We start from the raw sequence: 14,581 nt of genomic DNA on the forward strand, positions 1-14,581 counted from the left end.
GCACGTGCCAGCGCTCACTTCAGGAAGTCAGGGACGTCCAGCTCCTCTTCCTGCTCCTCGAAGACCACCGGACGGCGCCGGGCGGGCTCGGAGACGCGGGAGGTGATGGGAGTGGGCGGCTCGGGCGCCGGCCTCGGGATCGACACCGGCCCCTGCGGCTGCTGGTCGGAATGCGAGGCGGACCCATGCGACGGGCCCGAGGAGTCCGCGGTCTCACGCCCGAACGGCGCGAGAGCCGGAGGGGTCACGGGCGCCGGGTCGGGCGCCGGAGCGGGCTCAGGCGCCATCGGCGTGGGCGCCGCCTGTGTCACCGGCGCGGGCGGCAGTGGACGGACCGGTGCGGGGCGCTGCTGCTCGGCGCGAGCCGGCTCGCTCTTGGGCGCGGGGAAGGCCGACGCCGCAGGCCGGGCCTGCTGACTCGACGCGGGCGCGGGCGCCGCCTGCGGGGCGGGGCGCGCCGCGGGCTGGGTGCGCGCGGCGGGCTGCGCCGGGACGGCCGACTTCTCCAGCTCGGGCTCGTCGAACCCCGCGGCGATCACCGTGACGCGCACCTCGTCCCCGAGGGCGTCGTCGATGACCGTGCCGAAGATGATGTTGGCGTCCAGCGCGGCCGCGTTGGACACCAGCTGCGCCGCCTCGTTGATCTCGAAGAGACCGAGGTCGGACCCGCCCGCGATGGACAGCAGGACCCCGTGGGCCCCGTCGATGCTGGCCTCCAGCAGCGGGCTGGACACCGCCATCTCGGCCGCGGCGACGGACCTGTCGTCCCCGCGCGCGTGGCCGATGCCCATCAGCGCCGAACCCGCGCCCGACATGACCGACTTCACGTCGGCGAAGTCCAGGTTGATCAGGCCGGGTGTGGTGATGAGGTCGGTGATGCCCTGCACACCGGACAGCAGCACCTGGTCGGCCGCCTTGAACGCGTCGAGCACGCTGACCTGGCGGTCGGATATCGACAGCAGGCGGTCGTTCGGGATGACGATGAGGGTGTCGACCTCGTCGCGCAGGTTCTCGATGCCGGCTTCGGCCTGCGCCGCGCGGCGCCTGCCCTCGAAGCTGAAGGGCCTGGTCACCACACCTATGGTCAGCGCGCCGAGCGACCGGGCGATGTTCGCCACCACGGGGGCGCCACCGGTGCCGGTGCCGCCGCCCTCGCCCGCCGTGACGAAGACCATGTCGGCCCCCTTGAGGACCTCCTCGATCTCCTCGCGGTGGTCCTCGGCGGCCTTGCGGCCGACCTCGGGGTTCGCTCCCGCGCCGAGGCCGCGCGTGAGCTCACGGCCCACGTCCAGCTTGACGTCGGCGTCACTCATCAGCAGCGCCTGGGCGTCGGTGTTGATGGCGATGAACTCGACGCCCTTGAGTCCCTCCTCGATCATCCGGTTCACGGCGTTCACTCCGCCGCCGCCGATGCCGACGACCTTGATGACCGCGAGGTAGTTCTGCGGTGCTGCCACGACGAGGGGCCTTTCCGCTCGTTTACTTGCATTACGTGAAGCCCGAAACGGGGCCGGACCTTCTTGTTTAACTCTCACCCTCAAGTTGAGATTTAGAGTTATGTCAACCTGAGGAATGATACGGACAGTAGGGTTGCCCCTCCCCCAGGGTCAACTCACCGCGCCGCAAGCTCGCCCGGCGTGTCGCAGCCTGTCCCATTCGCTCCTGCCGGAACCTGTCCGGCTGTGCGGCATATCACTTGACTGTCACGACATCCGGTGAGCTGACGTCGTAACTGTCGGCCGGGCGATCGAGCAGCGTGAGCGCGATGCGCGCCTTGTCGCGGGTGCGCTCGGCCCCGCCCCACACGATCGTACGGCCGTCGCCGAGGCGAAGTGAGACATCGTCCGGAGAAGCCGCCCGAACCATCTCGACCCTGCGGGCGAGGTTCGCGGGAAGGCCGCCGGCGACCGCGAGCGCGGCCTTCGTCGCGGGGTCGTCCGGGGCGAAGCGGTCGACGTGGAGGGCGGGAAGGCCGCCCGGGGCGATGTCCCTGACCTCGACGACGACCCCGTGCCGGTCGACCACCGACGCCTTGCCGCCCGCGAGGACGACCGCCACCGGCCTGCGCTCCACCACGCGGACGCTGAGAGTGGCCGGCCAGCTGCGCTCCACCTGGACCGACTCGACCTGCCGCAGCGCGGCGATCCTGGCCCGGACCGTCTCCAGGTCGACCGTGGCCATCGGCTGGCGGTCGGGCACGGCCGCCGCCTGGCGGACCTGATCGGCGAGGAGCGTGACGTTCCCCGAGACGGCGATGTCGCGCACGCCGAGGACCGGCGAGAAGAACACCAGCCAGGCGGCGGCCCCCACCACCCCGCAGGACAGCAGGACGGCGAAGGCCGTGCGCCACGCCGATGGGCTCACCGCGAGGCGAGCTCGGCGACGATGTGCGGGCCGAGCTCGGTCACGTCTCCCGCGCCCATGGTCAGCACGATGTCACCGGGCCGGGACCGCTCGGCCACGATGGCCGGGACCGAGCTCCGGTCGGACACGTAGGTGACCTGCTCGGGCGGGAGCGGGACCTTGCCGGCGACCAGCGCGCCCGAGACCCCGGGCTCGGGGTCCTCGCGGGCGCCGTAGACGTCGAGCACGATGGCCTCGTCGGCCAGCCCGAGGGCGGCTCCGAACTCGTCGGCGAAGAAGCGGGTGCGGGAGTAGAGGTGGGGCTGGAAGACCGCGATGACGCGGCCGGACGGCCCGGAGAACGACGCGACCACGTCGCGCGCGGCGCGCAGGTCGGCGGCCAGCTCGGTCGGGTGGTGGGCGTAGCTGTCGAAGACGGCCACCCCGGCCGCCTCGCCCTTGGCCTCGAAGCGGCGCTTGGCTCCGGTGAACGCCGCGAGCCCGTCGCGGAACTCGTCGAACGGGACGCCGAGCTCCCCGGCGACGGCCAGCGCGGCGGTGGCGTTCAGCGCGTTGTGCCGCCCCGGCACCGCCAGCCGGACGTCGCCCTTGCCCTCCACCGTGAACGCGACCCCGAACCCGTCGGGGGCGATGTCGACGACGCGCAGGTCGGCGCCCTCGGACTCGCCGTAGGTGCGCACGCGCAGGCCCCGGGCACGCGCCAGCGGGATCAGCGCCGCGGCGCCCGGGTCGTCGGCGCAGACCACCAGCGCGGAGCCGATGCGCTCGACGAAGCGGGCGAAGCTGTCGTGCACCGCCTGCGGGTCGCCGTAGTTGTCGAGGTGGTCGGCCTCGACGTTGGTCACCACGGCCACTTTGGGGGCGAGCATGAGAAAGGAGCCGTCGCTCTCGTCGGCCTCGGCCACGAAGACGTCTCCCGCGCCCTCGTCGGCTCCGAGGCCGGTGGTCACGAGCTGGCCTCCCACGCAGTAGGAGGGGTCGCCCCCGCACTTCTGCAGGGCGACGGTGAGCATCGAGGTCGTGGTGGTCTTGCCGTGCGTGCCGGCGACCGCGATGCCGGTGCGGCCGACCATCACGGCGGCGAGCGCGGCGGCGCGGGGGATGACGCGGAGCCCCTGGCGCAGCGCCTCGCCGAGCTCGGGGTTGGAGTCGCGGATCGCGGTGGACACCACCACGGTGTCGACGTTCCTGATGTGCGAGGCGGCGTGGCCCACGTGCACGGTGGCGCCGAGCTCGCGCAGCTCGGACACCATCTGCGAGCTGCGGGCGTCACTGCCGGACACGTCGACCCCGCGCTTGAGCAGGATGCGCGCGATGCCGGACATGCCGGAGCCGCCGATGCCGATGAAGTGCACCCGGCCGAGGTCCCCGGCGGCCACCGGCTCGATCAGCTTCACGAGGCTCATCGGCGGCCGCCCGCGGAGATGATCTCGATGACCTTGCGCGCCAGCACCGTGTCGGCGTCCTTGCGGCCCATCCGCGAGGCGGCGTCCGACATCGCCACGACCCGCTCGGGGTCGCGCAGGACGGGAAGCACCGTCTGAATGATCCAATCGGCGGTCAGGTCGGCGTTGTCGACCATCATCCCTCCCCCGGCCTCGACGATCGGCATCGCGTTGAGCTTCTGCTCGCCGTTGCCGTGCGGCAGCGGCACGTACGCCGCGGGGAGCCCAACGGCGGTCAGCTCGGCGCAGGTCATCGCCCCGCTGCGGCACAGCACGAAGTCGGCGGCGGCGTAGGCGAGATCCATGCGGTCGACATAGGGCAGCACGACGTACTGCGGGTCGCCGGGCGGGGGCTCCTGGCCGACGGTGTTCTTCGGGCCGATCACGTGCAGCACCTGGACGCCCGCGTGGCGCAGGGCGGGGGCGGACGCGAGGGCCGCCTCGTTGATGGCGCGCGCCCCCTGCGAGCCGCCGAAGACCAGCAGCGTCGGCCGGTCGTTCTCCAGGCCGAAGTAGGACCTGGCCTTGTCTCCCGTCGACAGCCGGTCGAGCGCGACGATCTCGCGCCGCAGCGGGATGCCGACGTACTCGGCGTGGGGCAGCGCGGCGTCGGGATGGCCGGTGAACACGTGGTCGGTGAGCCGGGCGCCGAGCCGGTTGGCGAGCCCGGGACGCGGGTTCGCCTCGTGCACCGCGATCGGCACCCCGCGCCGCCGCGCGGCGAGGTAGGCCGGGGTCGCGACGTACCCGCCGAAGCCGACGAGCACGTCGGCCTGGACGCGGTCCATGATGCCGGCGGCGGCGTTGATCGCCCCCGCCAGCCGGCCGGGAACCGTCAGCAGCTGCGGCGTGATGGCACGCGGCAGCGGGACCGCGGGCACCAGCGCCAGCTCGTACCCGCGCGCGGGAACCAGCCTGGTCTCCAGCCCGCGCTCGGTGCCGAGGCAGGTGATCCCGATGCTCGGGTCCTGCCTGCGCAGCGCGTCGGCCAGCGCCAGGGCGGGTTCGATGTGGCCGGCCGTGCCGCCGCCTGCGAGGACCACCCTCATGTCGGTCCTTTCACTCCACGTGCCTCGATGTCGGTCGGGGCCGCTCCGTCCGGCGAATCATCGCCAGCGTGCGACCCAGGCCAAGCCAGCTTAGAGCCCGCGCCGCGGGCCCGGGTCCACGAGCGGCCAGCGCGGCCGCCGCGCCGGGCTCGCGCTTGGCGAACGACAGCAACATGCCGAGCGCCGCCAGCGTGGGCAACAGCGCCGACCCACCGTACGACACGAGCGGCAGCGGGATGCCGGTGATGGGCAGCACGCCGATGACCGCGCCGATGTTGACGATGGCCTGACCTGCGATCCAGGCCACGGCGGCGGACGCCGCCAGCCGGATGAACGGGTCCTTGACGCGCGACGCCACGCGCAGCCCGGCGTACCCGAGGAGCCCGAAGAGGGCGACCACGAGCAGCGTGCCCATGAGCCCGAGCTCCTCGCCGATGATGGAGAAGATGAAGTCGCTCTCGGCGTGCGGCACCCAGCTCCACTTCTGCCGGCTGCTGCCGAGCCCGAGCCCGAACCAGCCGCCCGAGCCCATCGCGATCTGCCCCTGCGCCGCCTGGTACCCCGACCCCTGGGCGTTGCCCCAGACGTCCAGCCAGCCCTCGATGCGGGCCGAGCGGTAGCCCTCGACGCTGATCATGATGACGGTGGCCAGCGCGGCGACGCCCAGGATGCCGGAGAACAGCCGCAGCGGCGCGCCGACGACCCACAACAGCGCCAGGAAGATCAGCATGAGCACGAGCGTGGTGCCGAGGTCGCGCCCGAGCATGACCATCACCGCGAGGATGGCGGTGCCGGGCATGAGGGGGATCAGGAGCTGGCGCCACTCGATGAGGCCGCCCTTGGCCTTGCGCGCCAGCAGGTCGGCGCCCCAGAGCACCAAGCCCAGCTTGGCGGGCTCGGACGGCTGGATGGTGAGCCCGCCGATGTAGATCCACCGCTGGGCGCCCAGCTCGGTCTCGCCGATGAAGATGACCATGATGAGGCCGATGATGGACAGGGCCATCAGGGGATACCCGGCGAGCCGGAAGAACCGCTGCGGCAGCCGCGAGCAGATCCACATCACCGGGATGCCGAGCCCGACCGAAAGCGACTGCTTGAGGAACCAGTAGAACGGGTTCCCCGTCTTCTGCAGCGCCTCGATGCTGGAGGCCGACAGGACCATCATGAGACCGAGCGCCAGCAGCAGCGCGCTGCACCCCAGCACCAGGTAATAGGACGTGAGCGGGCGGTTCAGCAGCTCGCCGAGCGCGGACAGCCGCTCGCGGCGCCAACTCCCGGCGTCCGCGCGCCCGGGCGCGATCGGGACGTCGCTCATCGGGCCCGCAGACGGTGGACGGCTCGGGCGAAGGCCTCCCCACGGGCGCCATAGTTGGCGAACATGTCCAGCGACGCCCCGGCGGGGGCGAGCAGCACGGTGTCCCCGGGGGAGGCGAGCCGGGCGGCTTCGGTGACGACACGGTCCATGACCCCAGTGTCTTGCCCCTCGACCTCCACGACCGGAACATTCGCCGCGTGTCGCGCCAGAGCCTGGCGAATTCGTGCCCGATCGGCCCCAAGGAGCACGGCTCCGCGCAGCCGGCCCGCCGCCCGCCGTACGAGGTCGTCGACGTCGGCGCCCTTGAGCAGGCCCCCCGCGATCCACACGATCGTGGAGTAGGAGGCCAGGGAGGCGGCGGCGGCGTGCGGGTTGGTCGCCTTGGAGTCGTCGACGTAGTCGACCTCGGCGATGCGCGCGACGTGGGCGATGCGGTGCGGGTCGGGCACGTAGTCGAGCAGGCCCCGCCGCACGGCGTCGGCGGGCACCCCGTGCGCGCGGGCCAGCGCCGCCGCCGCCAGCGCGTTGGCCACGTTGTGCGGGGCGAACGGGCGGACGTCGGCCAGGGTCGCGAGCTCCTCGGCACCCCCGACGGGGTCCTCGACGAAGGCGCGGTCGACGAGCAGGTCCTCCACGACGCCGAGCTGCCCGCGCGCGGGCACGCCGAGGGTGAAGCCGGCCACCCGCGCGGGCCCCGCCGCGTACGGCGCGGCCAGGCGGGCCGACCAGGGGTCGTCGGCGTTGTGGACGACGACCTCGGCGCGCTCGAAGACGCGGCCCTTGGTCCGGGCGTACTCCTCCATCGACCCGTGCCAGTCGAGGTGGTCGTCGGCCACGTTGAGTATCGCGGCGGCCCGGGGGGCGAGGCTCGCCGACCAGTGGAGCTGGAAGCTGGACAGCTCCACCGCGAGCACGTCGTACGGCTGCTCGACGGCCTCCACGATCGGGGTGCCGACGTTGCCCACGGCCGCCGCGTCGTGCCCGGCGGCCCGGAGCATGGCGGTGAGCATGCGCACGGCCGTGGTCTTGCCGTTGGTGCCGGTGAGCGCCAGCCAGGGGGCGGCGCCCTCGGGCCGCCGCCGCCAGGCCAGCTCGACCTCGCCGATCACCTCGACGCCCCTGGCCGCCGCCTCCACGAGCAGGGGGTGGTCGGGCCGCCAGCCCGGCGAGGTGACGACCATGGCGGCCTCGGGCGGCAGCCCGCCGCCGAAGCGCACCTCCACGCCGAGGGCGGCCAGCTCGGCCGCCGCCGCCCGCTGCCGCTCGCCGTCTCCGGTCTCCACCACGATGACGTGCCCGCCCGAATGGGCGAGGCTGCGGGCTGCGGCCATCCCGGAGACCCCGAGACCCGCCACGCAGATGGTGCTCACTGTTTGGGCATCCACTCGACGTAGAACAGCCCGAGGCCGGCGGCGGCGCACAGCATGGCGATCAGCCAGAAGCGGACCACGATGGTCGTCTCGGCCCAGCCCGCCAGCTCGAAGTGGTGCTGGAGTGGAGCCATGCGGAAGACACGTCTGCGCGTCATCTTGAAGAACCCGACCTGGATGATGACCGAGGCGGTGATAATGACGCACAGGCCGGCGAGGATGAACAGCAGGAACTGCGTGCGCGTGGTGATGGCCAGCCCGGCGAGCACCCCGCCGAGGGCCAGGGAGCCGGTGTCGCCCATGAAGATCTTGGCGGGCGGGGCGTTCCACCACAGGAAGCCGACCAGCGCGCCGAGGACGGCCGCCGCCACCACCGCGAGGTCCAGCGGGTCGCGCACCCAGTAGCAGCTCGGGCCGAGCTGGTTCAGGCAGCTGTTGCGCAGCTGCCAGTTGCCGATCAGCACGTAGGCGGCGAGGACGACGCCGGTGGCGCCGCTGGCGAGGCCGTCGAGTCCGTCGGTGAGGTTCACGGCGTTCGAGAAGCCCACGATCATGATGAGGACCCAGATCGTGAAGACCACGATGCCGACCGACGGCCCGAAGTCGCGCAGGAACGACAGGCGCGTCTCGGCGGGCGTGATCGAGTAGGCGTTCGGGAAGCGCACCACCAGCACCGCGAAGACGGCGCCGACGATGAGCTGCCCGAGGGCCTTGGCCCCGCTGCGCAGGCCGAGGCTGCGCTGCTTGTAGATCTTGATGAAGTCGTCGAGGAAGCCGACCGTGCCGAGCCCGGCCATCAGGAACAGCACCAGCACGGCCGACACCGTGGGCGGCGTCCACGTGGCGAGGTGCGAGCAGGCGAACCCGATGAGCGCGGCGATGACGAGCACCGTGCCGCCCATGGTGGGCGTGCCGCGCTTCTCGTGGTGGCCGGAGGGGCCTTCCTCGCGGATGTTCTGGCCGTAGCCCCGGCGGCTGAAGAGCCTGATCGCCAGCGGGGTGCCGAGCATCGACAGCAGCAGCGCCACCGCCGCGGCGACAAGGACGTCCATCATCGGGCATCACCCCCCAGCAGCGCCTCGGCGACCCGTTCCAGACCGGCGGCGCGGGGACCCTTGACGAGCACCACGTCCCCGGGACGTAGCCGGGCGGCCAGCTCGGCCGCGGCCTCGGCCGGGTCCGGCACGTGGACGGCCGGGGCCCCCTTGGCGCCCGCGAGGACCGGCCAGGGGTTCTCCCCGACCACCCACAGCCCCGTGAGGCCGGCCTCGGCGGCGAGCCTGCCGACCCCCTCGTTGAGGGTGTCGCTCTCGTCGCCGAGCTCGCGCAGCGAGGCGATCACGGCGAACCTGCGCCGCTCCCCGCCGAGGACGCCGAGCGTCTGGAACGCCGCGCGCATGGAGTCGGGGTTGGCGTTGTACGCGTCGTTGATCACGGTCACGCCGTCGGGGCGGTCGGTGACCTCCATGCGCCACCGGCTGCGCGGCTCGGCACGCGAGAGCTCGTCGGCGATGGTCGCCACCGGAAGCCCCAGCTCGTAGGCCGCCGCCGCCGCGGCGAGGACGTTCTCGACGGCGTGCGCCCCGTACAGCCGCAGCCGTACGGGCGCGGAGCCCGACGGGGTCGCCAGCGTGAACGACGCCCTGCCTCGCTCGTCCGTCGTCTCCTTCTCGGCCCGCACGCCCGCCTCCGAAGAGCGGCCGAACCAGCTCACGCGGGCCTGGGTGCGGCCGGCCATGGCCCGCACGAGCGGGTCGTCGGCGTTGAGCACCGCCACCCCGTCGGCGGGCAGCGCCTCCACCAGCTCGCCCTTGGCCTTGGCGATCTGCTCGCGGCCGCCGAACACGCCGAGGTGGGCGGTGCCGACGTTGAGCACCACGCCGATCTTGGGCGGGGCGATGCGCGCCAGGTCGGCGATGTGGCCCTCTGAGCGGGCGCTGAGCTCCAGCACGAGGAAACGGGTGTCCTCGTCGGCCCTCAGCACCGTGAGAGGGTGACCGATCTCGTTGTTGTAGGAGCCGACGGGGGCGACCGTGGGGCCGATCAGCGCGGTCAGCCTGGCGAGCAGGTCCTTGGTGGTGGTCTTCCCCGCCGACCCGGTGACGCCGACGACGGTCGTGCGCGGCAACGCGGCGACCGTGGCCGTGGCCAGCTCGGCCAGCGCCGTCAGGACGTCGCCCACGATGAGACTGGGCGCCTCCACGGGCCGGCTCGCCAGCACGGCGACCGCGCCGGCCTCGCAGGCCTGGGCGGCGAAGTCGTGCCCGTCGGCCCGCTCCCCCCTGATCGCCACGAACAGCGATCCGGGCTCGGCGGCGCGTGAGTCGATCAGGACGGGCCCGCGGACCACGGCGCGGGGATCGGCCATGCCCGCGAGGGCACCCGAGGTGATCTCGGCGATCCTTGCCAGCGGCAACGGGATCATTCGTTCTTCCCTACTTCCATACAAGCTGCTCGTGGGGTGTGCGGGGGGCTCGCGCCTCTCCCCTGGGCGCCCGGCAGGGCTACCGGCTCAGCCTCGCACAACGCCGTCGGTCACATGCGCTCTCGTCTGCCGATGGCCTCGGCGACCACCTGCCTGTCGTCGAACGGCAGTACTTCACCGTCGATGTACTGACCCTGCTCGTGGCCCTTGCCGGCGACGACGACCAGGTCGCCCGGCCCGGCCCGCCCGATCGCGAGGTCGATCGCCGCCGCCCGGTCGGGTTCCATGATCACATGGGCCCGCTCGTGCCGGGGCACGCACAGGGCCCCCTCCAGCATCTCGCCGAGGATCCGGAGAGGGTCCTCGGAGCGGGGGTTGTCGCTGGTGAGGATCGCCGTATCGGCGAGCCGCGCGGCCGCCTCCCCCATCATCGGGCGCTTGCCCCGGTCGCGGTCGCCGCCGCACCCGAGGACGATGATCAGGTTGCCCGAGGTGACCTCCCGCAGCGCCCCCAGCACCGACTCGACGGCGCCCGGCTTGTGGGAGTAGTCGACGATCGCCTGGAAGCCCCGCGCGCCCGGCACGCTCTCCATGCGGCCGGGAACGCCGGTGACGGTTCCCACGCCGTGCACGGCGGCCTGCAGCGGCACCCCGGCCTCCACGAGGGTGACCAGCGCGCCGAGCGTGTTGGCGACGTTGAACGGGCCCGGCAGGGCCACCGACACGTCGGCCTCGATGCCGCCGGGGCCGATCACCCTGAAGGTGCTGCCGTCGGCGCCGAGACGCACGTCCTGCGCCCGCCAGTCGGCCTCGGCGGCCCCGCGGGCCGAGAACGTCGTGATGGGGACCTTCGCGATGCCGACGAGCTCCCTGCCGTGGTCGTCGTCGATGTTGACGACGCCCGCCCGGCACAGCTCAGGGGTGAACAGCCGGACCTTGGTCAGGAAGTAGTCGTCGAGGTCGCTGTGGAAGTCGAGGTGGTCCTGCGAGAGGTTGGTGAACAACGCCACGTCGTAGAACACGCCGTCGACCCGCCGGAGGGCGAGGGCGTGGCTCGACACCTCCATGGCGGCCGCGGTGACGCCCTCCTCGCGCATGAGCGCGAACAGGCCCTGCAGGTCGCTGGCCTCGGGGGTCGTGAGCGTGGGAGGGAAGCCGGTCTCCCCCACGTGGATCTCCACGCCGCCGATCAGGCCGGTGCGGTGCCCGGCGGCCCGCAGGCCCGCCTCCAGCAGGAACGTGGTGGTCGACTTGCCGCTGGTGCCGGTCACGCCGAGCACGAGGACGGCGTCGGCGGGCCGGCCGTACACCCAGGCGGCGACCTGGCCGAGCACGGAGCGCGGGTCGGGCACCACGAGCACCGGGACCCCGGTCGCGACCGCGGCCGGGCGGCCCGTGGGGTCGGTCAGGATCGCGACGGCTCCGCGGGCGACGGCGTCACCGGCGAACGCCGCGCCGTGGGCGGCGCTGCCCGGCAGCGCGACGTACAGATCGCCCTGGCGCACCTGGCGCGAGTCGATGGTGATGCCGGTGACGGCGGCGAGCGGCGCACGGGGGCCGCCGGAGGGCGCGCCGAGCAAGGCCGCCAGGCCGGACAGCGGGCGGACCGGGCATGCCGTGGGACGCATAGACGACGGGGGACGCACGGGCGAGAGCGTACCTTCCCCCGTCACCCGTCGGTGCTCAAGCGCACCGATGGAGCGGTCGTACCGGTCGGCGGAATCTTTCTGCTCTTCAACGCGAACGTCATGACATCCTTGAACACAGGCGCGGCGATCTCCCCGCCGAAGTGACCGTTCTCGGGTGCCTGAATGACTGCCAGCACCACCAGACGCGGCGCATCCGCGGGAGTGAACCCCACAAACGTAGCGGTATATCCGCAATACCCTCTGCAGTTCTCGTCGTATCGCATCGCGGTGCCGGTTTTACCCGCCACTCGGTATCCCTTGATGGCGGCGAGCGAACCGGTGCTGCCCTCGGCGCTCACCGCCGCCTCCAGCATCGCCGAGATGTCCTTGGCGGTGCGGGGGCCGATGACCCGAGTCTGCTTAGGCGCCTTCGCCGGAGTCAGCCTGTGGTGCTGATCGACCGTGCCCGCCACGATCTGCGGGGTGATGCGCACACCTCCGTTGGCGATGGTCTGGTAGACGCTGGCCATCTGCAGGGCCGTCACCGAGACCCCCTGCCCGAAGGCGATCGTGCACCGCTGGCTCCCCGACCACGACTCCCGCCTGGGGAGCAGCCCGGCCTCCTCGCCGTAGAAGCCCCCGCCGGTCTTGGCGCCGAAGCCGAACCCCTTGAGCATGTCGTACAGCGGCTGGTCACCGATCCTGTCGGCGACCATGATCGTGCCGACGTTGCTGGACTCGGCGATGATGCCGGTGAAGGTCAGGTGCTCGGGCGGGTGCGGGTGGGCGTCGCTGAGCAGCCGGTCGGCGCACTGGTACTTGTCCTTGACCTCGAACACCGTCTCGGGCCTGACCGCCCCCGCCTCCATGGCGGCGGCGGCCGTGATGACCTTGTTCGTGCTGCCGGGCTCGAACACCTCCGACACGGCGCGGTTGCCCCAGTCGGTGGCGGGAAGGGTCCTCCACTTGTTGAGGTCCACCTCCGGAGCGTTGGCCATGGCCAGCACCTGGCCGTTGCGCACGTCCATGACGATCACGCTGCCGCTGCGGGCCCCTGAGGCCCGCACCCGCTTGGCGATCGCCTCCTGCGCGGCCCACTGGATGTCGCGGTCGATGGTCAACCGCACGCCCTGCCCGGCGACCGGCTCCTGCCTGGTGCTCCGCGTCATGGGGATGCGCTGCCCGGTGCCGCCGATCTCGATGGTCTGGCGCCCGTCCTTGCCGCCGAGGAGCTTGTCGTAGGTCTGCTCGAACCCGGTCAGGCCGGTGCCCGCGTCCCCGACGAAGCCCACCAGCCCGCCGGCGAGGTTCCCGCCCGGGTAGAGCCTGCGGTACTGCGGCGCGGCGGCGACCCCGTCGAGCTTCAGGTCGAGCACGCTCTTGGCGGTGCCGAGGGGGAGGTCTCGCGCGAGCAGCGCGTAGTGGGTCTTGGGCAGCGAGAGCTTGGCCACGATGTCGGGCTTCGGGACGCCGAGCGCCGTGGCGAGGGTCGTGGCGACCTGGTCGCGCTTGTCGGGCGGCACCTTGGTCGGGTCCACGGAGATCTCGCGGGCCTCCACCGTGACGGCCAGCTCGTGGCCGTTGACGTCGGTGATGGAGCCCCGGCGCGCGGGCAGCGTCTCCTCGCGCACCCGGAGCGAGGCCGCCTTCGCCTCGAAGACCTTGGAGTCGAGCCCCTGGAGCTGGACCAGCCGTCCCGCGAACAGCGACAGCACGACGGCCATGCCCATCAGGCCGATATTGATCCGCCGCGCCGGGTTGCCGAGGCGCAGCGGAGCCGCGGGGCGGGGCGCCCAGGAACGAGGGGGCACCGCGCGGCGGGTGGGCCCGTCCATGTCCGGGGGACGGCCACCGGGCGGTACGCGACGCGGCCCCTGGCCCCTTCCGAGGAGGCGGCGGGGCACGGGGCCGGTGGCTTCGGCCCCCCCCCTGCCGGGCCGTGCGGGACGTCCGGCCGCGCCAGGCCTGGGGGTGCCGTCCGCGCCCGATCTGGACGTGCCGTCGGGGCGCGGCGGGCGGCCGGATCCAGACGCTTCGGACCGCGGCGGACGGCCGGATCCCGCGCCGCCCGAAGGCGTCTCTGGGCGGCCGGCCCGTCCGTCGGGTCGCCCGGACCCCGGTGACCGGCCCGAGCCCTTGGGCCGCCCGGCCCCGTCAAGCCGCCCGGGGCCCTCAGGCCGCCCGGAGCCTTCCGGACGGCCGGAGCCCTCAGACCGTCCGGAGCCCCCGGATCGGCCGGGCCCCTCGGAACGGCCGGAGTTCTCGGGACGACCGGCGTCGTCGGGCCGCCCTCCGGAGCCGCCGGGACGCCCGGGGCCCTCGGGCCGTCCGGTGCGTCCCCCGGAACCGGAACCGGAGCCGCGCCGCGGCCCGCCGGGACCGCCCCGACCGCCCCCGGAACCGCCGCCGGGCCCGTTGCGGCCCGGCCCCGGAGGACGGCCACCGCCTTCTCTCACGGCCTCGCGACCTCCGCCTGGGACGCCTGAACCTCGGCGCCCACCGTGTTCGCCTGCCCGGCCGAAGCGCCCTGACCCTCTTGAACCTTGACGAACTCCGGCGCGGTCGTGTCCTGCTTCATGCCCGTGCCGCCGTCCTCGGCGCGCCGGGCGAGCTCCTCCGGCCCCGACTTCAGCATGACCTCGGTCTTCTTGTCCTGGGCCTGCTGGTGGAGCAGCTCGGTGGACTTGCGCAGGTCGTTCGCCCTGAAGGAGTCCTGGGCGAGCACGAGGTTGAGCAGCAGCAGGCTGACCAGGCCTCCGCACAGCAGCCCGACGACGAGCAGCACGAACGGGGCCCGCGGCGCGCCGCGCGGCACGGACGCCCGCCGCACGCCCTGGGCGGCGCCGCCACCGGCGGACGGCCTGGTGGCCGCGCCACGCCGCGCCGGCCGGGGCGCGGCGGGGCGCCGCACGGTCTTTCCCGGCCTCGAAGGCACGGTGCGTTCTGGCCTCGAAGGCGCCGAGACCCCGCGCGCCGCGCGCGCGG

11 protein-coding genes are annotated in these 14,581 nt (G+C 73.2%); all 11 read right to left on the reverse strand.

Annotated features, from left to right (window positions below; genetic code table 11):
- Positions 1-14: 14 nt before the first annotated feature.
- Positions 15-1,457, reverse strand: a complete 1,443-nt coding sequence (gene ftsZ / locus AB0O34_RS33475) for a cell division protein FtsZ (protein ID WP_363922407.1) — start codon at positions 1,455-1,457, stop codon at positions 15-17.
- Positions 1,458-1,692: 235 nt separating this feature from the next.
- The gene (locus tag AB0O34_RS33480) at positions 1,693-2,364 is read right to left on the reverse strand and encodes an FtsQ-type POTRA domain-containing protein (protein ID WP_363922409.1); all 672 of its coding nucleotides are present in this window, start codon (positions 2,362-2,364) and stop codon (positions 1,693-1,695) included.
- Positions 2,361-3,770: a UDP-N-acetylmuramate--L-alanine ligase gene (gene murC / locus AB0O34_RS33485; RefSeq protein WP_363922411.1), complete on the reverse strand. Its 1,410-nt coding sequence runs from the start codon at positions 3,768-3,770 to the stop codon at positions 2,361-2,363. Before murC ends, AB0O34_RS33480 begins: the two co-directional genes overlap by 4 nt.
- Positions 3,767-4,858, reverse strand: coding sequence for an undecaprenyldiphospho-muramoylpentapeptide beta-N-acetylglucosaminyltransferase (murG, locus tag AB0O34_RS33490; protein ID WP_363922413.1), 1,092 nt, complete (start codon positions 4,856-4,858; stop codon positions 3,767-3,769). The genes murC and murG overlap by 4 nt, the downstream gene beginning before the upstream one ends.
- A gap of 10 nt (positions 4,859-4,868) precedes the next feature.
- A complete protein-coding gene (gene ftsW, locus AB0O34_RS33495) occupies positions 4,869-6,173 on the reverse strand; it encodes a putative lipid II flippase FtsW (RefSeq protein ID WP_363922415.1) in 1,305 nt (434 codons plus the stop codon).
- A complete protein-coding gene (gene murD, locus AB0O34_RS33500) occupies positions 6,170-7,543 on the reverse strand; it encodes a UDP-N-acetylmuramoyl-L-alanine--D-glutamate ligase (protein ID WP_363922417.1) in 1,374 nt (457 codons plus the stop codon). Before murD ends, ftsW begins: the two co-directional genes overlap by 4 nt.
- Positions 7,540-8,598: a phospho-N-acetylmuramoyl-pentapeptide-transferase gene (mraY, locus tag AB0O34_RS33505; RefSeq protein WP_363922419.1), complete on the reverse strand. Its 1,059-nt coding sequence runs from the start codon at positions 8,596-8,598 to the stop codon at positions 7,540-7,542. The genes murD and mraY overlap by 4 nt, the downstream gene beginning before the upstream one ends.
- A complete protein-coding gene (gene murF, locus AB0O34_RS33510) occupies positions 8,595-9,968 on the reverse strand; it encodes a UDP-N-acetylmuramoyl-tripeptide--D-alanyl-D-alanine ligase (RefSeq protein ID WP_363922421.1) in 1,374 nt (457 codons plus the stop codon). The genes mraY and murF overlap by 4 nt, the downstream gene beginning before the upstream one ends.
- Before the next feature lie 110 nt (positions 9,969-10,078).
- On the reverse strand, positions 10,079-11,596 hold the full coding sequence (locus tag AB0O34_RS33515; protein WP_363922427.1) for a UDP-N-acetylmuramoyl-L-alanyl-D-glutamate--2,6-diaminopimelate ligase: 1,518 nt from the start codon (positions 11,594-11,596) through the stop codon (positions 10,079-10,081).
- A 41-nt stretch (positions 11,597-11,637) separates the two neighbouring features.
- Positions 11,638-13,431, reverse strand: a complete 1,794-nt coding sequence (locus tag AB0O34_RS33520; RefSeq protein WP_363922423.1) for a penicillin-binding protein 2 — start codon at positions 13,429-13,431, stop codon at positions 11,638-11,640.
- A 617-nt stretch (positions 13,432-14,048) separates the two neighbouring features.
- Positions 14,049-14,581, reverse strand: a 533-nt coding sequence (locus tag AB0O34_RS33525; RefSeq protein ID WP_363922425.1) for a hypothetical protein, incomplete at its 5' end; no start/stop codon positions are given.

This window comes from Sphaerisporangium sp. NPDC088356 (assembly GCF_040685555.1).
GTDB lineage: Bacteria > Actinomycetota > Actinomycetes > Streptosporangiales > Streptosporangiaceae > Sphaerisporangium.

What these genes read in the sequence shown, in the direction of transcription:
- AB0O34_RS33515 (WP_363922427.1), bottom strand. Translation starts at nt 11,596, where the DNA reads ATGCGTCCCACGGCATGCCCGGTCCGCCCGCTGTCCGGCCTGGCGGCC.
- murG (WP_363922413.1), bottom strand. Translation starts at nt 4,858, where the DNA reads ATGAGGGTGGTCCTCGCAGGCGGCGGCACGGCCGGCCACATCGAACCC.
- mraY (WP_363922419.1), bottom strand. Translation starts at nt 8,598, where the DNA reads ATGATGGACGTCCTTGTCGCCGCGGCGGTGGCGCTGCTGCTGTCGATG.
- ftsW (WP_363922415.1), bottom strand. Translation starts at nt 6,173, where the DNA reads ATGAGCGACGTCCCGATCGCGCCCGGGCGCGCGGACGCCGGGAGTTGG.
- AB0O34_RS33520 (WP_363922423.1), bottom strand. Translation starts at nt 13,431, where the DNA reads ATGGACGGGCCCACCCGCCGCGCGGTGCCCCCTCGTTCCTGGGCGCCC.
- murF (WP_363922421.1), bottom strand. Translation starts at nt 9,968, where the DNA reads ATGATCCCGTTGCCGCTGGCAAGGATCGCCGAGATCACCTCGGGTGCC.
- murC (WP_363922411.1), bottom strand. Translation starts at nt 3,770, where the DNA reads ATGAGCCTCGTGAAGCTGATCGAGCCGGTGGCCGCCGGGGACCTCGGC.